The sequence below is a fragment of the Actinomadura sp. NPDC023710 genome (assembly GCF_040639875.1).
GTDB classification, from domain to species: Bacteria; Actinomycetota; Actinomycetes; order Streptosporangiales; family Streptosporangiaceae; genus Spirillospora; species Spirillospora citrea.
In genome coordinates, this window is the sequence record NZ_JBFAGB010000013.1 from 205,482 (window position 1) to 226,542 (window position 21,061).

The 21,061-nt window shown below is 72.8% G+C and carries 19 protein-coding genes; 8 read left to right on the forward strand and 11 right to left on the reverse strand.

All coding sequences use genetic code 11. The features are described from left to right. The first annotated feature begins 172 nt into the window (after nt 1–172). A complete protein-coding gene (locus tag AB0H37_RS17610) occupies nt 173–1,282 on the forward strand; it encodes a winged helix DNA-binding domain-containing protein (RefSeq protein ID WP_360613732.1) in 1,110 nt (369 codons plus the stop codon). A 117-nt stretch (nt 1,283–1,399) separates the two neighbouring features. On the opposite strand, the gene AB0H37_RS17615 is transcribed toward AB0H37_RS17610, so the two are convergent. From AB0H37_RS17615 to AB0H37_RS17640, 6 genes are all read right to left on the reverse strand, one after another. Beyond that, nucleotides 1,400–2,059, reverse strand: coding sequence for a response regulator transcription factor (locus AB0H37_RS17615; protein ID WP_329089689.1), 660 nt, complete (start codon nt 2,057–2,059; stop codon nt 1,400–1,402). Then, a complete protein-coding gene (locus AB0H37_RS17620; RefSeq protein ID WP_360613734.1) occupies nt 2,056–3,222 on the reverse strand; it encodes a histidine kinase in 1,167 nt (388 codons plus the stop codon). Before AB0H37_RS17620 ends, AB0H37_RS17615 begins: the two co-directional genes overlap by 4 nt. Then, entirely contained in the window at nt 3,219–4,052 is an 834-nt protein-coding gene (locus tag AB0H37_RS17625) for a CPBP family intramembrane glutamic endopeptidase (protein ID WP_329089693.1), read from the reverse strand. Before AB0H37_RS17625 ends, AB0H37_RS17620 begins: the two co-directional genes overlap by 4 nt. A gap of 246 nt (nt 4,053–4,298) precedes the next feature. Next, nucleotides 4,299–5,102 (reverse strand): citryl-CoA lyase, encoded by an 804-nt coding sequence (locus tag AB0H37_RS17630; protein ID WP_329089695.1) that lies wholly within the window; start codon nt 5,100–5,102, stop codon nt 4,299–4,301. Nucleotides 5,103–5,128: 26 nt separating this feature from the next. After that, nucleotides 5,129–6,319 (reverse strand): CoA transferase, encoded by a 1,191-nt coding sequence (locus tag AB0H37_RS17635; protein ID WP_360613736.1) that lies wholly within the window; start codon nt 6,317–6,319, stop codon nt 5,129–5,131. 34 nt (nt 6,320–6,353) lie between these two features. Next, complete coding sequence (locus AB0H37_RS17640) at nt 6,354–7,145, reverse strand: IclR family transcriptional regulator (RefSeq protein ID WP_360613738.1); 792 nt, start codon at nt 7,143–7,145, stop codon at nt 6,354–6,356. 412 nt (nt 7,146–7,557) lie between these two features. Here AB0H37_RS17640 and AB0H37_RS17645 point away from each other — a divergent pair, with 412 nt between their 5' ends. From AB0H37_RS17645 to AB0H37_RS17675, 7 genes are all read left to right on the forward strand, one after another. Further along, on the forward strand, nt 7,558–9,036 hold the full coding sequence (locus AB0H37_RS17645) for an aldehyde dehydrogenase family protein (protein ID WP_360613740.1): 1,479 nt from the start codon (nt 7,558–7,560) through the stop codon (nt 9,034–9,036). Continuing rightward, nucleotides 9,033–10,034, forward strand: a complete 1,002-nt coding sequence (locus AB0H37_RS17650) for an alcohol dehydrogenase catalytic domain-containing protein (RefSeq protein WP_329089703.1) — start codon at nt 9,033–9,035, stop codon at nt 10,032–10,034. The genes AB0H37_RS17645 and AB0H37_RS17650 overlap by 4 nt, the downstream gene beginning before the upstream one ends. Continuing rightward, nucleotides 10,031–11,857 carry a thiamine pyrophosphate-binding protein gene (locus AB0H37_RS17655; protein ID WP_360613742.1) on the forward strand — a complete coding sequence of 609 codons (1,827 nt, stop codon included), beginning with the start codon at nt 10,031–10,033 and terminating at the stop codon, nt 11,855–11,857. The genes AB0H37_RS17650 and AB0H37_RS17655 overlap by 4 nt, the downstream gene beginning before the upstream one ends. A 48-nt stretch (nt 11,858–11,905) precedes the next feature. Next, nucleotides 11,906–13,063 (forward strand): ABC transporter substrate-binding protein, encoded by a 1,158-nt coding sequence (locus tag AB0H37_RS17660; RefSeq protein ID WP_360613744.1) that lies wholly within the window; start codon nt 11,906–11,908, stop codon nt 13,061–13,063. Nucleotides 13,064–13,174: 111 nt separating this feature from the next. After that, nucleotides 13,175–14,044 (forward strand): branched-chain amino acid ABC transporter permease, encoded by an 870-nt coding sequence (locus AB0H37_RS17665; protein WP_179835480.1) that lies wholly within the window; start codon nt 13,175–13,177, stop codon nt 14,042–14,044. Continuing rightward, complete coding sequence (locus AB0H37_RS17670; protein WP_360613746.1) at nt 14,041–15,894, forward strand: branched-chain amino acid ABC transporter ATP-binding protein/permease; 1,854 nt, start codon at nt 14,041–14,043, stop codon at nt 15,892–15,894. The genes AB0H37_RS17665 and AB0H37_RS17670 overlap by 4 nt, the downstream gene beginning before the upstream one ends. Next, the gene (locus AB0H37_RS17675) at nt 15,891–16,664 is read left to right on the forward strand and encodes an ABC transporter ATP-binding protein (RefSeq protein ID WP_360613748.1); all 774 of its coding nucleotides are present in this window, start codon (nt 15,891–15,893) and stop codon (nt 16,662–16,664) included. The genes AB0H37_RS17670 and AB0H37_RS17675 overlap by 4 nt, the downstream gene beginning before the upstream one ends. Before the next feature lie 91 nt (nt 16,665–16,755). Here the strand turns inward: AB0H37_RS17675 and AB0H37_RS17680 are convergent, their stop codons facing one another. The 5 genes from AB0H37_RS17680 to AB0H37_RS17700 all read right to left on the reverse strand — a co-directional run. Next, on the reverse strand, nt 16,756–16,998 hold the full coding sequence (locus tag AB0H37_RS17680) for a hypothetical protein (RefSeq protein WP_360613750.1): 243 nt from the start codon (nt 16,996–16,998) through the stop codon (nt 16,756–16,758). Nucleotides 16,999–17,127: 129 nt separating this feature from the next. Further along, complete coding sequence (locus AB0H37_RS17685; RefSeq protein WP_360613752.1) at nt 17,128–17,811, reverse strand: TetR/AcrR family transcriptional regulator; 684 nt, start codon at nt 17,809–17,811, stop codon at nt 17,128–17,130. A gap of 35 nt (nt 17,812–17,846) precedes the next feature. Next, nucleotides 17,847–19,685, reverse strand: a complete 1,839-nt coding sequence (locus AB0H37_RS17690; RefSeq protein ID WP_360613754.1) for a TIM barrel protein — start codon at nt 19,683–19,685, stop codon at nt 17,847–17,849. A 72-nt stretch (nt 19,686–19,757) separates the two neighbouring features. Continuing rightward, the gene (locus tag AB0H37_RS17695) at nt 19,758–20,576 is read right to left on the reverse strand and encodes a Cof-type HAD-IIB family hydrolase (protein WP_360613756.1); all 819 of its coding nucleotides are present in this window, start codon (nt 20,574–20,576) and stop codon (nt 19,758–19,760) included. Next, a partial coding sequence (locus tag AB0H37_RS17700; RefSeq protein ID WP_360613758.1) for an inositol monophosphatase family protein occupies nt 20,573–21,061 on the reverse strand: 489 nt, incomplete at its 5' end. The genes AB0H37_RS17700 and AB0H37_RS17695, both read right to left, overlap by 4 nt.

The window sequence follows — 21,061 nt, forward strand, 5'->3', positions numbered from 1 at the left end:
AGCGACACCGCCCGATCAAGATGGATCGAGAGACGAGGAGCCGGATGTCGGTCAACGCTGTGACCCGCCTGAACTTCCGAGACCCGCAGTGGGCGACCCCGTGCGCAATGCCGACCGGTCTGGGCCGGGCAGGGATCCGGGTCTCGGCCTTCATCGGCCCCCGCGCCGCGGCATGAGCCCGACGACCGTGTTGGGCACCCGGGCCCTCAACCGCGCCACGCTCGCCCGGCAGCTGTTGCTCGAACGCGCCGACCTGCCCGTCCGCGACGCCGTCGCGCACCTGTGCGGCCTTCAGGCGCAGGAACCGCAGGCACCGTTCGTCGGGCTCTGGTCGCGGCTGCGCACGTTCGCCCCGGCGACGCTGGACGAGTTGCTGGTGGGGCGGCGCGTGGTGCGGACCCATCTCATGCGTCGCACCGTCCACCTCGTCACCGCCGACGACGCCCTGGCCTGGCGGGCCCGCCACGACCCCATGCTGCGGCAGCGGGTGCTCGGGGCCTACCGCGGCGAGCTCGCCGGAGTGGACCTCGACGAGCTCGCCGCGGCGGGCCGGGCGGTGCTGGCCGACGGCGAGCCCCGCTCGATGCCCGAGCTCGGCCGGGCGCTCGCCGACCGGTGGCCGGACCCGGGCCCGCGGGCGCTGGGCGAGATGCTGGTTTCCGCCCTCGTCCCGATGGTGCAACTGCCGCCGCGCGGGATGTGGCGCACGAAGGCGGGGGTCCGCAACGTCCCGCTGTCCTCCTGGCTGGGGCGCGAGATCGATCCCCCGGCCCGGGAGGGTGCCGATCCGGTCGGCCAGACACTCGTCCGGCGCTACCTGGCCGCGTATGGACCGGCCGCCACGGCCGACCTGCGCGCCTGGTGCGGCCTCGCCGGCCTGCCCGCCGCGGTCGCCGCGATACGCGAGGAGCTGGTCGCCTTCCGCGACGAGCGAGGCCGGGAACTGCTGGACCTGCCCGACGCACCGCGTCCCGATCCCGACACGCCCGCCCCCGTGCGCTTCCTGCCCGCCTTCGACAACGCGCTCCTCGGCTACCACGACCGCAGCCGAATCGTCGACGACGCCCATCGCGGACTGTCGGTCGCCGGTGCCCGCGTCGTCCTGGTCGACGGCCGGGTGGCCGCGACCTGGGGCATCGAGGACGGCGACCTGATCGTCACCCCGCTGCGCCGCTTCTCCCGGGACGACCGCGCCGGCGTCGACGAACAGGGACGGGCACTGGCGGCGTTCCTCTTCTCCGACGACCGACACCGCGTACAGATCGACGCGTCCCCTCGGTGAGCGGCACACCACGAGCGACCCACCCCGTCGAGCCGTCCCTCGCGGATGGCCGCGGCGCCGCTGTCGCGCCGACGACACCGTGGCGACCAGGCGCCGAGCCGATCCAGCGGCGGAAGGTCAGGTGACCAGGCCGTTGCGGTAGGCGTAGACGACGGCCTGCACGCGGTCGCGCAGATCGAGTTTGGTGAGGATGCGCGACACGTAGGTCTTGACGGTCTCCTGGCTGAGGACCAGAGTCGCGGCGATCTCGCGGTTGGAAAGGCCGTTGGCGATGAGGCGCAACACCTCCAGTTCGCGCGAGGTCAGCGCGATGTCGTCCGCCGTGCCGGGGGCGGGCCGGATCCGCGCCGCGTACCTGCCGACGAGCTGCCGCGTCACCTCGGGCGCCAGCAGAGCGGCCCCGGCCGCGACGGTGCGGATGCCGTGCAGGATCTGCGCCGGTGGGGCGTCCTTGAGCAGGAACCCGCTCGCTCCCGCGCGCAGCGCCTCGTACACGTACTCGTCCAGGTTGAACGTCGTCACCACGAGCACCTTGACGGGGTCCTCGACCCCGGCGCCGGCCAGCAGGCGCGTCGCTCCGATGCCGTCGAGCACCGGCATCCGGACGTCCATCACCACCATGTCCGGGTTCAGGCGGCGGGCGAGGTCGACCCCGGCCCGCCCGTTCCCGCACTCGCCCACCACCTCCAGGTCGGGCTGGGCATCGATGATCGTCGCGAAGCCGGTGCGGATCAGCGCCTGGTCGTCGCAGACCAGCACCCGGACGGGTGCGCTCACGACGGGCTCCCCGTCGGGATGCGCGCCCGCACGACGAAACCGCCGCCGGCCTCCGCGCCCGCGCTGAACTCGCCGCCGAGAGCGCCGACCCGGTCGCGGAGCCCGGCCAGGCCCCGCCCGCTCCCGCCGGGGGTCCCGATCCGCTTTCCGGGACCGTCGGTGCCGACCTGCACGATGATCTCCTTCTCGCCGTAGCGCACCCGGGTGAAAGTGCGGTTGCCGTGGGCGTGCTTGAGGGCGTTGGTCAGGGCCTCCTGCACGACCCGGTACGCCACCAGCTCGGCGCTGCCGGCGGACTCGGCGGGCTCGCCCTCCTCGGTGAACTCCACCGGTTGCCCGGCCTTACGCGTCTGCTCCACGAGGGTGCGGAGGTCGCCGGTGGACTCCGTCCCGGCGTCGTCTCGGGGCGGGGTGCCATGGTCGGGGTTGAGCAGGTCGAGCAGATGCCGCAGGTCGGTGATGGCGCGCCGTCCGGTATCGGAGACGGCGTTCAGGGTCGCGTCGAGCCGATCGGGCGCGCCGGTCAGGTACCGTGCCGCCTCGGCCTGCACGACCATCGCCGTCACATGGTGGGTCACGACGTCGTGGAGCTCGCGGGCGATGCGGGTGCGTTCGGCGGCACGGGTGGCCTCGGCGATGCGGAGGCGGCGCTCGGCCTCGGCGGTGCGGGTGGAACGCAGCCAGGACCCGATGCCCCAGACGACGGCCAGCGCAAGGTAGAAGATCACGTACCCGTCCAGATGCTCGGCCCCGCCGAGCCGGTGGAGCGCGACGGCCAGCGGCACGTACGCGGCGGACAGGACGATCACGGTGATACGCCGGTGGCGTTCCAGGTGGGCGCCGGCGCTCATCAGCGCGATGGGCAACGCGGTACCCGCGACCATGTGGTACCCGCGGAGTTCCGCGACGACGAATCCGAGCGACACCAGGACGAGGCACGCGCCCGGCCACCGCCGGCGCACCGCGAGCGGGAGGCAGTGGAGGGCGAGCGCCGCGATGGCCAGCGCGTCGAAGGGACGGGCCGGAAGTTCGCCGACATGCGTCTCATGGCCGCGGAGCACCGGCAGGAACGACATGACGATGAGCAGGAGCGCGAGCGGGAGATCGCGGACGATCACGTTCCGACTCCGCCACAGGGCCTCGGCCCGCCGCAGATCGATCACTGGGCGAGGGTAGCGGCCGCGGCCCCGCGGGCGCCGGGCCTCCGGGGAACCAGGTTGCCCCGCCTGTGGGCCAGCCACATGAAGGCGATCGTCAGCAGCACGCCGAACACGACCGTGTACGGGCTCGCCTCCGGCCCGAACCGGCCGCCGGTGAGCAGGTCCGGTCCGGACGTCACGCCTCGCAGAAGCCCTTCCGTCCTGCCATTGCCGGACACCTCGGTGCCGAAGACGCCGGCCTCGGCGAAGTTCCAGCCGAAGTGCAGTCCGATCGGCACCCAGAGGTTGCGGGTGGCGGCGTACACGGCGGCGAGCGTTCCGCCGGCCGAGACCGCGATGGCGACCGCGCCCCACACGGTGGCGTCCGGGTTGAGCATGTGCCACAGGCCGAACAGCACGCTGGTCAGCGCCAGCGCCGTCCACGTGCCGGCGCGCTCCTCGACGACCCGGAACAGGACGCCGCGGAACATCAGTTCCTCCGTCACGGCGGCGGCGGCCATGAAGCCGAACAGGCCGACCGGGCCCGTCGCCGTCCCGAAGCCGTCGACCCGGTAGCCGTCGAGGAAGGCGATGTTCCCGATGACGGCCGCGAACCACCCGAACCCGATCAGGGTCCCCAGGACGGTACGGGCGGTGGCGCCTTCGGCGGCGACCTCGTCAGGTGCGCGGCGCTCGGACCACCGCACCATCCGGGCGTACACCAACACGGCGAGCGCGGCCGTCGCGACACCGAGGACCAGGCTCAGAAGTGCGTTGTCCTTGACGGCCATGAGGCCCTGGCCGCCAACGAAAGCGACCGCTGCGACGGGCAGGAGTTGCTTCAACGACCGCATGCCGGCTCCTCTGCAAGACTTCTTCCGCGGGCTTCCTCGGACCGATCAGCTCGGCCAGGACGAACGCTAGGGAGTCGGCGACCCCGCGATCTTCCCCGCACGGAGGACATTCGCCGGTAGCTCGCACGGGGGACAAAGGCGCGACCAGGCCGATGGTTCGGGCGCGGGCGGGGCTCCCGCAAGGAGACGAGATGACTTTCGCCCGGTATGCGGGCCCCGATGGGGAGGCGATGCCTGAAGAGGCTTTCAGGCCGTGTCAGTGCGTCCAGGCTGCGCCGGGAGGATCGTGCGGGGGATGGGGCCCTTGTTGCGCCGGCCGCTCTGGGTCTCCTCCCAGGCGTGGGCGAGGATGCCGATGCTGCGGCTGAGGACGAACAGGCCGCGCGCGAGCGGGGCGGGAAATCCGAGTTCGGCGTAGATGATGGCGGTGGCGCCGTCGATGTTCATCGGGACGGGCCTGTCGCGGCCCTCGGCGAGGAGGGTCTCCACCGACGTTCCGGCGCGGAGGTGGTCGCCGGGGACGACACCGTCGCGGACGGCGTCCTCGACCAGGCCGATCAGCGGGTCGCGGCGGGGGTCGCGGGGATGGAAGCGGTGGCCGAATCCCGGGAGGTGGCGCGGCCAGGCGGCGATGGTCTGCTCGGTCGCCGTGCGGAGGTCGAGGCCGGCGGCCTCGCGCCGCAGGACGTCGTCCAGGAGCCGGACGCACTGTTCGCCCGCGCCGCCGTGGGTGTCGCCGAGGGTGTTGACGGCGCTGGCGACGGCGTTGTTGAGGCCGACGCCGCAGGTGGCGGCCATGCGGGCGATGGCGATCGAGGGGGCTTGGGGGCCGTGGTCGACGGCGGCGACGAGCGCCGCCTCCAGCAGGGCCGCCTGCCGGGGGGCGGGGAGGTCTCCGCGCAGCATCAGCCAGATCATGGACGTGAGGCCGGTGGTGCCGATGAGGTCCTGGACTGGGCGGCCGCGCAGTTCGATGACGCCGGGTTCCATGCGGGTGATGGCGGTCGCCCACCATTCCGCGACGGCGCCCGTCGGGTCGATGTCGTTCACGGGAGCCTCCTGCGCTCGACGGTCGGTCACGGGGTGGCGGCGTTCCGGCCGTTCCAGCGGCCCGCCAGGGCACCGCGCTCGGGGTTCTGCTCGCCGAGCAGGGGCGGGGGGCCGGTGGGGCGCAGCGGTTCGCCGTCGTGCAGGACGCCGCTGCCGACGACCTTGAACACGCGTCCGGAGTCGTCGGGGAACGGGAGTTCGGTGAAGAAGCCCCGGTGGTCGAGCTGGTCCAGGTCGACCGTCTGGGGGACGGTGGTGACGCGGGCGGCGGGGACGCCGGCCGTGCTGAGCATCCCCTCCCATTCGCGGGCGGTGCGGCGGCGCAGGGCGAGGTTGAGCTCGCCGGTCAGTTCGTCGCGGTGCAGTTTGCGCTGCTCCCGGTCGGTGAAGCGCGGGTCGTCGAGGAGGTCGCGCCGGTCGATGAGGGCGCACAGTGTCTCGAACTGCCGCTGGCGGTTGGCGGCGATGTTGAGGGGACCGTCGGAGGTCTCGAAGGTGCCCGAGGGGGCGGCGGTGGCGTTCTGGGTGCCCATGGGCTCGGGCGGGACGCCGCTGACGAGGTAGTTGGAGATCGCCCAGCCCATGGCGGACACCGCCGACTCCAGCATGGAGACGTCGAGGAACGTTCCCTCTCCGGTGCGGTCGCGGCCCGCCAGGGCGGCGCAGATATGCAGGGCCGCGGTGAGCCCGCCCACGGTGTCGCAGACGGGAAAGCCGATCCGGAGCGGGGCGGTGTCGCTGGTCCCGGTGATGCTCATCATCCCGGAGAGGCCCTGGATGATCTGGTCGTAGGCGGGGGCCTGGCTCATCGGGCCGGTCTGCCCGAAGCCGGAGATGGCGCAGTAGACGAGCCGGGGGTTCAGCTCGCGCAGCCGCGGCCAGCCGAAGCCGAGCCTGGCCAGGACGCCGGCGCGGAAGTTCTCCAGGAGCACGTCGGCGCCGCGGACCATGTCCTCGAACTCGGCGCGGCCCGCGGCGTCCTTGAGGTCGGTCTCGACGGACTTCTTGCCCGCGTTCTGCGCCAGGAACGAGGCGCCGATGCCGGTCCGGTTCAGCTCGGCGTCCGGACCGAGGTGCCGGGCGAGGTCGCCCTGCCCCGGCACCTCGATCTTGACGACCTCGGCGCCGAGCAGCATCAGCTGGTAGCTGCAGTACGGTCCGGCCAGGACGTTGGTCAGGTCGAGGACCCGGACGCCGCTGAGCGGTCGCTCTGGCATGCGGTTGCTCCTTTGGAACCGGCCCCGCGCGGGTTCAGCGCGCGGGGCTGAGCGGGTGGTCGAAACCGCGTTCGGACATCTCCTTCGCCACCTGGCGCAGATCCGCGGCGTACTGCTCGACGATCTCCTCGGGGAAGCGGACCGTGGGACCGCTGAGCGACAGGGCGGCGACGACCGTGCCGGACCGTCCGAGGACGGGGACGGCGACGGCGGACAGGCCGTCCTCGCGCTCGCCGTGGCTGTCGGCCCAGCCCCGGTGGGCGGCCTCGTCGATCCACTCCCGCAGCCGCTTGACGTGGCCCTCGCCGTAGGGGGAGGCGACGGCGACGCGGCGCAGGAGGGGCTCGGGGGCGTCGCGCAGCAGGACCTTGGAGGACGCGCCCGCCCAGAGCGGCAGCTCGTCGCCGATGTGCACGACGTGCCGGAGCGGCTGGGGGCTCTCCTGCTGCGCGACGCAGACCCGGTAGATGTCGCGGACCATGTAGAGGTTCACCGTCTCGCGGCGGCGGGCGCCGAGGTCCCGCATGAACTTGCGGGTCTCCGGCGGCAGCTCCCAGCTGCTGCGCGCGAGGTGCGCCCATCGCCACAGGCCGGGCCCGGGAAGGTAGCCGTTGGGGGCGGCCCACAGCAGGCCGTTCTGCTCCAGCGTCTGGACGAGCCGGATGACCGTCGTCTTCGCCAGGCCGGTCGCCTCGACGATCTCGCGGATCGAGATGACGGGGCGCTCCTCGCCGAGCAAGGACATGATCTCGACGGCGCGCTGGACGCTGCGGACGCCCCCGGCGTCGGCCGCCTGGTCGCCGCCGTTCTTCTTCGCTGGGCTCACTGGTTCTCCCCGATTCTGGTCCGGGACGTGGAAGCACGAGTGTCCCGGGTTTTCCGCCGTCGAGGGGACGCGGAACCGGCGAAGACCGCGCCCCTGGGGCGGGGGACGGTTCGTACGTTACACGCGGTCCATGTAGCGGTCTAGTTGGACCATCGGTCGGTCTTTCTGGGTCATCTCGCGATGATTTTCCCGCGCGCCCTTCCCCTTGTGAGCCCGGTCACCTATAACTAACTCACTGGTTCGAACATTACGAGCGGTGGAGGTGGAGCGCCGTGCACGAGTCTCCGTGGCCGAGTCGTGCCGCGCAAGTTCCTCCATCGCGGCCCTTGCCGGCATCCGGCGGTGGCCCCTACGTTAACGCGAAGTCCGCATGATGGCACGAATAGACCGCTTAGCGGATCAGGAGGAACGGATGCTGGAAGCGGTGCTCGCGGCGGCCGCGGAGGGCGGGCCGGTACAGGCGGCGGCCCTCATCGGGGGCCGGTGGAGTACGGACGGTCCGCAGAGCGAGCGCGTCGGACCGTATCTGCGCACGACGGTCAGCCGGGCGCCGGCCGCCGGGCCCGCCGAGGTCGCCGCCGTCCGTGGCCATGCGCGCGCCTACGCCCGGACCGTGGCGCGGCTGGCGCCCGCCTCGCGGGCGGACGTGCTGGAGCGGGCCTCGCGCGCCGCCACCGGCAACCGCGACGACCTGGCCCGGCTTCTCGCCCTCGAGCTGGGCAAACCCGTCAAGGACGGCCGGGGCGAGATCGACCGTGTGGCCGACACGTTCGCCGTCTGCGCGGCCGAGGCGCGGCAGATCGGGGGAGAGACCCTTCCGGTCGCCGGGTGGGCCCGCGGGGTCGCCGACACCGCCTTCACCTACCGGGCCCCGGCGGGCGTGGCGCTCGCCATCACCCCCTTCAACGCGCCGGCGAACCTTCTCGCGCACAAGCTGGGCGCCTCGTTCGCCGCCGGCAACACCACGATCGTCAAGGCGCCGCCGCAGGCCCCCGCCGTCTCCACGGCCGTCGTCGCGTTGCTGGTCGAGGCGGGCATGCCCGTGGAGGCCGTCCAGCTGCTGCACGGGGACGGCGCGGTCGGCGCCGAGCTGTGCGCGGCGGAGGAGGTCGCCGTCATCAGCTTCACCGGCAGCGCCGCCACCGGGGCGGCGGTCGCCAGGGCGGCCGGGGCCAAGCGCCTGGTGCTGGAACTGGGCGGGAACGCCGCCACGATCGTGTGCGAGGACGCCGACATCGCCGGGGCCGCCCGGATCTGCTCCCGCACCGGCTACAGCAACTCCGGCCAGAGCTGCATCTCCGTCCAGCGCGTCTACGTCCACCGCTCGCGCTTCGAGGAGTTCCTGGACGGGTTCACCGCCGAGGTGGAGTCGCTGACCGTGGGCGATCCGCTGGATCCGCGCACCGACGTCGGCTCCATGGTGGACGACGACGCCGCCGAACGGGTGGTGCGCTGGAGTGCGGAGGCCGCCGAGCAGGGGGCGCGCGTGCTCCTCGGCGGCCGGCGGGAGGGGGCCACCGCCCTGCCGACGGTCGTGGCCGATCCGCCGCCCGGCGCCTCGCTCGTGCGCGAGGAGGTCTTCGGCGCGCTGGTCGCGGTCATGCCGTTCGACGACTTCGACGGCGTCGTCGAGCAGTGCAACGAGAGCCGGTACGGCCTCCAGGCGGGCCTGTTCACCCGCGACCTCGACCGGATCGTCACGGCCTGGCGCGAGCTGGAGGTCGGCGGGCTCGTCGTCAACGGCTCGTCCAACTACCGCCTGGACCACGTGCCCTTCGGCGGCGTCAAGGACTCCGGCTTCGGGCGCGAGTCGCCCCGCTGCATGATCGAGGACTACACCGTGGTCAAGACGCTGATGCTTCGCGGCACCTCGCTGTGGGGCGCCGCGTGAAGGCGGTCGCGCTCCTCGCGCCGGAGACGGTGGCGGTCGTGGACGACCGGCCCGAGCCGGCCTGCGGCCCGGACGAGGTCGTCGTCGCGGTCCACGGGGTCGGGCTGTGCGGCTCCGACCTGGCGGTCGTCTCCGGCCACCGCCCGGTGCCCGCCCTGCCGTGGGTGCTCGGGCACGAGGCGTTCGGCGTCGTCGTGGCCGCCGGCGAGCGGGTCGCCGACCGTTTCCCCGGGCAGCGCGTCGTCGTCGAACCCAACTATCCGTGCCTGCGTTGCGCGCCGTGCCGGACCGGTGCCACGGCGGGCTGCGGGAACCGCCGGGCGGCCGGCATCTCCGAGCCGGGTCTGCTGGCCGAGCGCGTCGCCGTCCCGGCCCGCTTCACCTGGCCCGTCCCGGACGGCTGGGACGACACCGACGTCGTCTGCGTGGAGCCGTTCACGGTGGCGCTGAACGCCGTGCGCATGAGCGGCCTCGCTCCGGGGGACCGGTGCCTGGTCGTCGGCGCGGGCTCCCAGGGGCTGCTGGTCTCGGTGGCCGTCACGCATGCCGGGGGAGTCCCTTTCGTCGTCGAGCCCCACCCCGGGCGCCGGGCGCTGGCACGGGAGCTCGGGGCCGAGGACGCCTCCGAACCGCCGTCCGGGACGACCTTCCCGGTGGTGATCGAGACCTCCGGCGCCCCGGAGGCGTTCGAGCGGGCGCTGGAGCGCACGTCCCCGGGCGGCTCCCTCATCGCCGTCGGGCAGGGCGGCCGTCCCGCCCGCCTCTCCACCTTCACCCTCGTGCAGCGCCGCCTGACCCTGCGCGGCTGCCTCATCTACGACCACCCGGCCGACTTCCCCCGCACGATCGCGACGCTCGCCGAGCACGACCTGCACCCCGGCAGGGTGCTGCGCGAGCGCTTCGAGCTCGCCGAGGCGCCCGCGGCGTTCGCGCGGGCGGCCGGCATCGCCGGCAAGACCTGGATCAGCCTGCCCCGAACCGAGGAGAACGCCTCATGACCGTGGACGTCCACCCCCGTGACGACAGCGCCGTGTCGGTGTCCGCGGCGGAGGCGCTCGTCCGGCAGCTCGAAGGCTACGGCGTGGAGTACGTCTTCGGGACCTGCGGCCACACCAACATCGCCCTGCTGGACGCGCTGAGCCGCAGCCCCATCACCTTCGTCATCGCGCGCCACGAGCAGGCCGCGGCGCACGCCGCCGACGGCTACGCCCGCGCCTCCGGCAGGCCGGGCGTCCTGCTCGTCCACGTCGGGCCGGGCATGATGAACGCCGTCACCGGCGTGGCCACCGCCGCGCTGGACTCGGTGCCGCTGGTCGCCATCGCCGGCGACGTCCCGTCCTACTACCACGGCCGGCACCCGCACCAGGAGGTCAACCTCCACGCCGACGCCGACCAGACCGCCGTCTACCGGCCCTTCGTCAAGCGCGCCTGGCACGTCCACCGCGCCGAGGACCTCGCCCGCTTCACTGAGCGGGCGTTCTGGACGGCCTCCTCCGGACGTCCCGGTGCGGTGCTGCTCAACGTGCCGATGGACCTGTTCTCACGGCCCGTCGCCCCGGCCGAGCACCCGCTCCCGGCGCACGAGGGGGCGCCCGCCCTGCCCGCCGACGTCGCCGAGCGGATCGCCGTGCGGCTCGCCGATGCCGAACGGCCGCTGATCTACCTCGGCGGCGGTCTGCGCGGCGAGACCGGCCGCCGCGCCCTGCTCGCCCTCGCCGAACACCTCGACGTCCCCATGGTCCACTCGCTGATGGGCAAGGGCACCGTGCCGGACGACCACCCGCTGCTGCTCGGCATGCCGGGCTTCTGGGGGCTGCGCACCACCAACGACTACGCCCGCACGGCCGACGTCGTGCTCGCCCTCGCCACCCGGTTCGCCGAGACCGACGCCAGCTCGTGGGACCCCCGCCACACCTGGAACCTCGGCGCCGCCGGCCCGGCGGACGGCGCGGCGCCGGGCCGGCTCATCCAGATCGACATCGACCCGGCGGAGATCGGCCGCAACTATCCGGTGGAGATCGGCGCCGTCGCGGACGTGACCCTCGCCGTCCAGGCGGTCGAGGAGGCCGTGCGGGCCGTCCGGCCCGAGCCCGTGGCGCGCCCGGAGCTGCGCGAGCGCATCCGCGCCGCCCGCTCCGATCTGTTCGCGCAGAGCCGCGAGCGCGGCCGCGGCGCCGACTTCCCGCTCCGGCCCGAGCGCATCCTCGCCGACCTGCGGGAGGCGCTCCCGGCCGACGCGGTGCTGGTCACCGACGTCGGCTGGAACAAGAACGGCGTGGCCCAGTGCTACGAGCTGCCCGCCGAGGGGCGTTTCATCACCCCCGGCGGCGCGTCCACCATGGGCTTCGGCCCCGCCGCGGCCGTCGGCGTGCAGATCGGCGCGCCCGGCAGGGTCGTGGTCGCGCTGGTCGGCGACGGCGGCATGAGCGCCCAGCTGCCGGCCGTCCCGATGGCGGTCGAGCAGGGACTGCCGGTCGTGTTCGTGGTGATGAACAACCGCGCCCACGGCACGATCGCCGACCTGCAGGCCGCCAACTTCGGCGCGGGCTACGGCTGCGAGTTCCGCGACCCGGACGGCCGGCCCTACAGCCCCGACTTCGCCGCCTTCGCCGAGGCGTGCGGAGCCGACGGCCACCGGATCGACGCGCCGGAGGCACTGCTGCCGGCGCTGCGCGCGGCCGTCGGCGCGCGCCGCCCGGCGGTCCTGGACGTGCCCATGGTCAACGAGCCCGTGCCCACACCCGGGCACTGGAACATCAACGACATCTACCAGGGTGTCTTCCCGGACGGCAGCGGCCACCCCGCGCTGCCCGCCATCTGAGCCGACCGACCCCCACCCACCCCGACAGCCACCCACCGAGGTGAAGCAATGTTCAACATCCCCAGACTCCGTGTCACCGCCCTGGCCGCCGGAGTCCTCGCCGCGGGCCTGACCGCGGCGTGCGGTGCCCCCGGTGAGTCGAAGGACTCCGGCTCCGGCGGCAGCGGGCCGATCAAGATCGCCGTCGTTGACGCCCAGAGCGGGCAGCTGAGCTCGCTCGGCAAGTGGGAGCACAAGGGCGTCAAGCTCGCCGTCGACGAGTGGAACGCCAAGGGCGGCGTCAACGGCAGGAAGATCCAGCTGGCCGTCTTCGACGACCAGGGCGACCCCACGGTCGGGACGAACCTCGCCCGCAAGATCGACAGCCAGGGGTACATCGCGATGCTCGGCACCGCGGAGAGCGCCGTCACGATCGCCATGGCGCCCTCGCTCAGGCAGGCGGAGATCCCCAACATCGCCTCCGGGCAGTCGCCGGGCATGGTGGCCCTGAAGAGCCCGTTCCTCTTCCTCAACGGACCCACGAGCACGACCTACGACGAGACCCTGGCCAAGTACGTCGTCGATCAGAAGAAGATAAAGAAGATCGCGATGATCAGCAACAACGGGTCCTACGGCAAGGGCGAGCACGACGCCTTCCTCAAGGCGCTCGGGGACCGGGGCCTCAAGCCCGTCGCCGACGAGGTCGTCACCACCGACCAGAAGGACTTCAGCGCACAGCTCACCAAGATCCGGCAGAGGTCGCCGGAGGTGGTCTTCCTCGGCGCCGAGGAGGTGGAGTCCGGGCTGATCGTCAAGCAGGCCCGCGACCTCGGCATCACCGTGCCGTTCGCCGGCGCGGCGCCGCAGGGCACCCCGGTGTACCGCGACACGGCCGGGGTCAAGAACGCCGAGGGGACCATCGTCAGCTCGCCCTACCTCAGCAACGACGTGAGCGAGGCGTCCAAGAGGTTCGCGGCCGCCTACAAGGCCGCCTACGGCGAGGACGCCGAACTGCACGGCGCCAAGGCCTACGACGGAGCGCAGATCCTGCTCACCGCACTGAAGAACAGCGGCGTCGCGACCGGGCGGAAGCTCGCCGACGCGATCCGCGCGGTGCGGTACCAGGGCCTGCTCGGCGACTTCGCCTACGACGAGACGGGGGTCGGCATCAAGGCCACCACGATCGGGATCATGAAGAACGGGACGGTCGTCGAGGCCGGAACCTGATCCGGCGACCGGACGGGCGTCGGCGGCCGGACGCCGGCACCGAGCACGGTGCCCGGCCGCCCGCCCCGTCCCCGGCCGGCCCCTCCGCCGGCCCGCGTCAGAAAGAGAGCCATGCAGGTCTTCCTCCAGACACTCATCGGCGGGCTGAGCCTCGGCGCGATCTACGCCCTCGTCGCCATGGGGTTCTCCCTCGTCTACCGCACCATGGGCCTGGTCAACTTCGCGCACGCCGACGTGCTCATGATCGGCGCCTACACCGCCTCCACCTTCTCCATGTCCAGCAGGCTGCCCTTCGCGCTCGCCATGGCGCTGGCCATCGGGATCACCGCGCTCATCGGCCTGTTCATCGAGCGGGTCCTGCGCCCGCTGGAGAACAGGGACTTCACCCTGATGCTGATCGGCACGATCGGCTTCGGGATGGTCCTGCAGGCCGTCGCGGTGCTCATCTGGGGCGCCACCGGCCGCGCCGTCGCGTCCCCGGTCAAGGCCGCTCCGCTGGAGTTCCTCGGGCTGCGCGTGCGCACCTACGACCTCGTCGTGCTGCTCATCGCGGCGCTCGCGGTGCTGCTGCTCGTCGGCTTCCTCCAGCGGACGAAGATGGGCGCCGCCATGCAGGCGGTCGCCATGGACCACGAGGCGGCCACCGCGGTCGGCATCCACGTCGGCCGCAGCAACGCCATCGCCTTCGCCGTCGGCGCCGGGCTCGCCGCGCTGGCCGGCGGGCTCGTCGGCCCGCTGCTGTACGTGAACCCGACGATGGGCGGGACCATCGGGATCAAGGGCTTCGCCGCCGCCATGCTCGGCGGCTGCGGGAACGTGCCCGGGGCGATCGCCGGCGGCTTCCTCATCGGGATCCTCGACTCGTTCGCCGCGGGGCATTTCCAGGGCTACTCCGAACTGGTGGTGTTCCTGGTGTTCACCGTGGCCATCATGATCCGGCCGACCGGCCTCTTCGGCGAGACGACGGTGAGCCGCGCATGAACGCCCTTCTCCGCCACCGCCGCACCCCGGGGCTCGCGACGCTCGTCGCGCTCGTCCTGGTCGCCTGGCTGCTGCCGTACCAGCTCGGCGGCTACGCCATCCATGTCGTCGACATCGCGCTGGTGTTCGCGCTGCTGGCCATCGGCATGGGCCTCGCCATGGGGATCGCCGGCCAGATCAACCTCGCCCAGGTGGCCTTTTTCGGGGTCAGCGCGTACGCCACCGCGATCCTCACCACCGACAAGGGACTCGGGTTCTGGCCCGCCGCTCTGATCGCGCTCGTGGCCACCGGCCTGATCGGACTGCTGGTCGGCATCCCGGCGCTGCGGATGCAGTCGCACTACCTCGGCATCGTCACCCTCGGCCTCGCGCTGGGGTTCATCAACTGGACGACCAACGCCGAGCTGGCCGGCGGCGCGGAGGGCATCTCCGCCATCCCCGTCCCGCCGATGTTCGGCGTCGACCTGTCCAGCGAGTACCTGTACTACTACCTCGAAGTGGTGGTGTTCGCGGGCGCGCTGGCGTTCGGGCTGTTCGTCGTCCGGACCGGGCTCGGCCGCAGGATGATGGCCATGCGGGACGACCCGCTGGCCGCCGGCGCCGTCGGCGCGGAGATCCCGCTGCTGCGGATGACCGCGTTCATGCTCTCCAGCGTCTTCGGCGGTCTCGCCGGCATCCTCTACGCCGGGCTCATCCGCTACGTCGCGCCCGACACCTTCAACATCGCCAACATGTTCCTGCTGCTCGCCATGGTGGTGATCGGCGGACGGCAGAGCCTCGTCGGCTGCGTCGTAGGCGCGGTCGGGCTGACGCTCGTGCGCGAGCAGCTCGTCGACCACCCGACCTACGCCCAGCTCGGCTTCGGCGCCGTCGTGGTCCTCATGGTGGTGTTCGCGCCGACGGGGCTCGCGGGGGTCCCGGCGCGGGTGAGGACCCTGGTGCACCGCCGCCGGGGCCGGACCGCCGAACGCGCCGTGCTGCGCCCGTTCCGCCCGTACGAGCCGGTGGACGCCGCCGATGCCGCGAGCGGCACCGGGCCGGGCGGTGAACCGCTGCTGGAGATCCGGGAGATCGCCAAGCACTTCCGCGGTCTCAAGGCGCTCAAGGACGTCTCGCTGACGGTGCGGCGCGGGGAGATCCGCGGCATCGTCGGCCCGAACGGCTCGGGGAAGACGACGCTGTTCAACGTCATCAGCGGCTTCTACAGGCCGTCCGGCGGCCGGGTGCTCATGGACGGGCGGGTCGTGTCGGGCTCGCGCCCGTACCGGCTCTCCATGCTGGGCGTGGCCCGCACCTTCCAGAACCTGCGCCTGTTCGGGGAGCTGAGCGTCCGGGACAACCTCCTGGTCGCGCTGGACCGGTCCCGCACCCGGGCGATCTGGCGGTACGCGCTGTGGCCCATCGGGGTCTGGAGGCAGGAGCGCCGGCTGCACCGGCGGGCGGACGAGCTGCTCGACCGCTTCGGGCTGACCGGGTTCGCCGGCGCCGCGCCGGGCTCGCTGCCCTACGGCATCCAGCGGCGCATCGAGATCGCCCGCGCCATGGCGGCCGGGCCGCGCCTGCTGCTGCTCGACGAGCCGGCGGCCGGGCTGAACGGCGAGGAGGTCCGCCAGCTCGCCGAGATCGTCCGGTCGATCCGCGACAGCGGCGTCACCGTCGTGCTCATCGAGCACAACATGGGCCTGGTGATGTCGCTGTGCGAGCGGGTCACCGTGCTCGGCGGCGGCTCGGTGATCGCCGAGGGCACGCCCGCCGAGGTGGTCGCCGACCACGCGGTGATCGAGGCCTACCTCGGCGACTCCGCCATGGCCGGGATGCCCCTTCCGGACACCAGCGAGGTGACCTCATGAACGCCGACACGACCTCCGCCGGAGCCCGGGACGAGAAGACGCCCCCGAGGAGGGAGGGCGCGACCCTGACGGTGGAGGACCTGTCCGTCCACTACGGAGGGGTCTGCGCGGTCAGCTCGATCGGCTTCACCGTCGAGCCCGGCCAGTCGGTGGGCATCATCGGCGCGAACGGCGCGGGCAAGACCTCCACGCTCAAGGCGCTGATGGGGCTGGTGCCGCGCAGCGGCGGCCGCGTCACCTTCGGGGACACCGACCTGGCGAAGGTCAGGGCGCGCGACGTCGTCCGGCACGGCATCGGCTACGTCCCCGAGGGGCGGCACGTCTTCCCCGGCCTCACCGTCGAGAAGAACCTGATGCTCGGCGCCTACGCCCGGTCGTGGCGCGACACCGGGACCAGGGAGGCCCTCGCCGGGGTCTACGAGCTGTTCCCGGTGCTGGCGGAGATGCGGTCCCGGCTCGCCGGCGCCCTGTCCGGCGGGCAGCAGCAGATGCTGGCCGTCGGCAGGGCGCTGATGGCCCGGCCGCGGCTGATCCTCCTGGACGAGCCGTCCATGGGGCTGTCGCCGAAGCTCGTGGAGGACATCCTCGCCGTGCTGCTGCGGCTGCGCGAGGAGGGGCTGAGCCTGCTGCTGGTCGAGCAGAACGCCAAGCTGACCTTCGAGGCCACGAGCGACTGCGTGGTCATGGAGAACGGGGAGGTGGCCATGACCGGCACCTCACGCGAACTGCGCGACGACGTCCGCGTCCGCCGCATCTACCTGGGCCTGTGATGCGGGTGGGCACGGGGGACCGCGCCTCCGGGCGATGAGGCGCGGTCCCCTGTTCCCGCCCGCCGGCCGCAGGGCGCCGGTGCTCCGGGCGTCAGCGGCAGAAGGGCTTCTCGCCCATCGCGGACTCGATCCCGTTGAGCAGCAGGCTCTGGAACTCCTTCGCCCCGGCGAAGGCGCTGCCGTCGTCGGTGAACGCCTCGGCGTCGTGGCCGAGCGTGGTGAGCCAGGCGCGTCCGCCGTCGTAGTACTGGCACCCGGCCACCGGGTGGAACGAGCCGTGCCCCGGGTGGTTCATGTTGCCCGTGGCGCCCTGCTCCAGGGTCCTCTCGTCCACGGTCGCCAGGAACCGGCTACAACGACCCCGTCTTCCCGCAGAGCACCGGGAAGATCGTCGCCCAGTGAGCCCCGCCATGGCCGCCGATGCTTTCCGGACGAGATCGGCTGACCGTCGATCTCGCGACCGCTAGTTCCCGCCCTCCCGGAGTCCTCCGCGTCCGGCTCCGGTCAGATAGGCGACGACCATGTCGCCGATCATCTCGCGGTGACGCGCCCGGTGTTCGGGCGCCGTCATGTCGCGGCCGAACAGGACGCCGAACGTGTGCTGGTTGGCGATCCGGAAGAAACAGAACGAACTGATCATCATGTGCACGTCGACGGCGTCCGCCTCGGCCACGAAGTCGCCGCTCGCGCGGCCGGCGTCGAGGATCTGCGAGATGAGGTCGGCGACCGGCCCGCTGAGATCGGCGAGCATGCGCGACTCGCGCAGGTGCTCGGCCTGGTGAATGTTCTCGATGCTGACGAGCTTGATGAAGTCGGGATGCGCCTCGTGGTGGTCGAAGGTCAGTTCCGCCAGCGTCCGGATCGCCTCCACCGGCGCCAGATGGCGCACGTCGATGGCCGATTCCAGCTTCCTGACCTCGGCGTAGGCCTTCTCCAGCACGGCGAGGTACAGCTTTTCCTTGCCGCCGAAGTAGTAGTAGATCATCCGTTTGGTGGTGCGCATGAGCGCCGCCATGTCGTCCACCCGGGCGCCGGCGTAACCGTGCCGCGCGAATTCCCGCTGAGCGACGTCCAGGATCTCCGCCCGGGTGCGGTCGGCGTCGCGCTGACGCTCTCCCGAGGCGGGTGTGACGGACCGCGTCGACATGTGACTCCGCAAGGTGGTGGCTGACGGACCAGATCCTATTGTGGCGCGCGGCGGGTTCGCCGGGCGTGCTGCGCGGCCAGCCGGACCGGCGCGTTGACCGCGCCGTATCCCCGGTAGCCGCCCAGCCGCTGAACGATCTCGAAGAACACCCGGCCGATCGTCGCCGTGTAGAAATGCAGGAACTCCCCCTGCTCGTCCCGGTCGTAGAGCAGTCCGAGTTCCCGGAGCAGCCGGTGCCGTTCCGCGCCGAGGTCGAACCGGGCTTCGAGATCGTCGTAGTAGTTGTCCGGAATGGCGAGCGTCGCCGCCCCCGCCGCGTGCGCCCGCCGCGCGGTCGCCACGATGTCGGCGCTCGCCAGCGCCACGTGCTGCCACGCCAGGTCGTACCTGCCGTCGTGCGCCCCGACATAGGCGACGTTGAGCGCCACCCGCACTCCGCCGTCCTCGGTGGAGACCGCGCGGCTTCGCATCAGCCCGTAGGGGTCGGGCAGTTCGAGGCTGTCATGCGGCCGGAGCCCGAGGACGCTCCGGTAGAACAGCGACGCCTCGTCGAAGTGGTGCCAGGGCTGGGTCAGCGCCACATGGTCGATATGGGTGATCTCGCCTGCCGCCTCACCGGCGGGACGGCGGTCCCGCGAGAAGTCGTCGGTCCAGCTGGAATGGTCGGGCCGGGCGGTGCGGCAGAAGAACACCTCGGTCCCGTCCGGGGCCGCGACGGCGTCCAGGGGCGCGTCCCGCGGGCCGCGCAGGCGGGGCAGGACGGGCGACAGGAGCGCCTCGGCGCGCTTGACCGACGCCGCCGGGTCGGGCGACTCCAGCCCGACGGCGGCGAGCGCGGGACCTTCCTGGCCCTCCGCGCTCCCGCTGTTCACCAGGATGCGCGCGGCCCCCTGCTCCCACAGTTCCACCGGCTTGCCGGCGTGCCGCCCGCCGCGGACGAACCCCAGCGCGCCCAGCAGCTCGCCGACCGGCCCGGCGGACGGCGCGGCCAGCTCGGCGAACGCGAACCCGGTCGGCGCGAGCGGAGGGGGAAGGGCTCCGCCCAGGCGCGGCGCGTCGCCCGCCCGCTGGACGACCTCCTCCAGGGCGATGAGCGACCGCATGGCGTCCTGCGCGGTGCGCATCGCGGCGGCCTGCCGGAAGATGTCGTTGAAGACCTCCAGCGACAGCGGGCCGTCGTACCCGGTCCGCAGGACGTGGTCGACGAGCCCCGCCACGTCGAGGTCGCCCTGCCCGGGGAAGCAGCGGTAGTGCCGGCTCCAGTAGAGGACGTCCATCGGCAGCGACGGCGCGTCCGCGAGCTGCACGAAGAAGATCTTGTCGCCCGGGATCGTCCGGATCGCGTACGGGTCGACGTCGCGGGCCAGGATGTGGAAGCTGTCCAGGCACAGCCCGAGGTTGGGGTGGTCGGCCGCGCGCACGATCCGCCAGGCGTGGAAGTAGTCGTCGACGTGCCGCCCCCAGGCGAGCGCCTCGTAGGCGACGTCGACGCCGTGCTCCGCGGCGCGCTCCGCGAGCAGCCTCAGCTGCTCGGCGGCGAGGACGTCGTCGTCGATCGCCGTGGGGGAGACGTTCGAGCAGACCAGCAGCCGCGTGGCGCCGAGCCGCTCCATCACGGCGAACTTGTGCTCCGCGCGCCGCAGCCCGGCCGCGAGGACGTCGGGTGGCACCGCCTCGAAGTCGCGGAAGGGCTGATAGAGGTCGATGGTGAGCCCGAGGTCCGCCGCCCTGCGGCGCACGTCCTCGGGGCTCATGTCGCTGCCGAGAAGGTCGTTCTCGAAGATCTCGACCCCGTCGAACCCTGCGGCCCCGATGGCCGTCAGCTTGTCGGCCAGCGACCCGCTGAGCGACACGGTCGCGATCGACCTGCGCATACCGTGCGCCCCTCTCCAATGGACGAACTAGTACGTTAGCCTAGCATCGCCTGGTGGGGACGACGATCAGGATCACGGCAGGACGCGGGCCACGAGGTCGGCCACGGCGCCCTCGGCGCAGGGGCCCACCACCACGTCGGCGGCGGCCCGGACGGTCTCGGCGCCGTCCCCGACGGCGGCGCCGAGACCGGCGGCCTGGATCATGTCCAGGTCGTTCGGGTTGTCGCCGATCGCCGCGACGGCGCTCAGGGCCACGCCCCGGGCCGCGGCCAGCTCGCGCAGCGCCGTGCCCTTGGTCGCGCCCGTGGGCAGCACCTCCAGGTAGGTGCTCTCGGACCTGACGAGGGTGACGCCGGACACGGCGGCCGAGACCGCCTCCTCGGTCGGATCCATCAGCTCGGGGCGGTCGCAGATGAGCATGACCTTGACGATGTCGTCGAACGGCAGGTCGCCCCACGAGCCGATCCGCTGGAGCTCGATCCCGTCGCGGCGGGCGTACCCCCGCAGCGCGGGCGAGGAGCCCGCGGTGTGCGCGCGGCCGTTGGTGAAGGCGACCGGCCAGACCCCGGCGGGCAGCTCGGCGAACTGCAGCGTGAGCTTCGCCCAGGCGGCGACGCCGAGGCAGCGCCGGTGCAGGACGGCGCCGGTGCTGAGGTCGACCACGCGCGCCCCGTTGTACAGGATCGCGGGGGTGGTCAGGCCGAGCGTCCGGTAGTACGGCAGCGCGGCCTCCTCGCCGCGCCCGGTGGCGATGACGACGGTGCCGCCGGAGGCGATGAAGCGGCGCAGCGCGGCCAGGCTCGGCTCGACGATCCGCAGGTCGCGCCCGACGAGGGTCCCGTCCAGGTCGGTGACGATCCAGTCGACGGTCCGCAGCTCGGTGGCGCTCATGCCGGCTCACCGGCGTTCACGAGTCCCGCGACCTCGGCGATGACGGAGCCGTCCAGGTCGAAGCCGCCCACGCAGGCGAGGTAGCCGGGGGCCTTCCAGTCGTCGCCGCCGGGTTCCCCGCCCAGCGGCAGGTAGGTGCCGCCGGCCTGCCTGACCAGCAGCACGGCCGCCGCGACGTCCCACGCGTTGACGGACGTGCCGTACGCCACGTCCGCCCATCCGGCGGCGACGTGCGCGAGGGTGAGGGCGGCGCTGCCCGGACGGCGGACGGTGGCGAACGCGTCCACCAGCGAACCGAAGTCCCGCAGCGACTCCTCTCCGCGGCGATGCATCTCCCGCGCGTTGGGGTAGCCGGTGACGAGCACCGCGGTCTCGTCGCGGGTCGCGCCCCGGCTGCGGATCGGCTCGCCGTTGCAGGTGGCGCCGTCGAGGGACGCGGTGAACATGTCGTCGCGCACCGGGTCGTACACCACGCCCGCCACCAG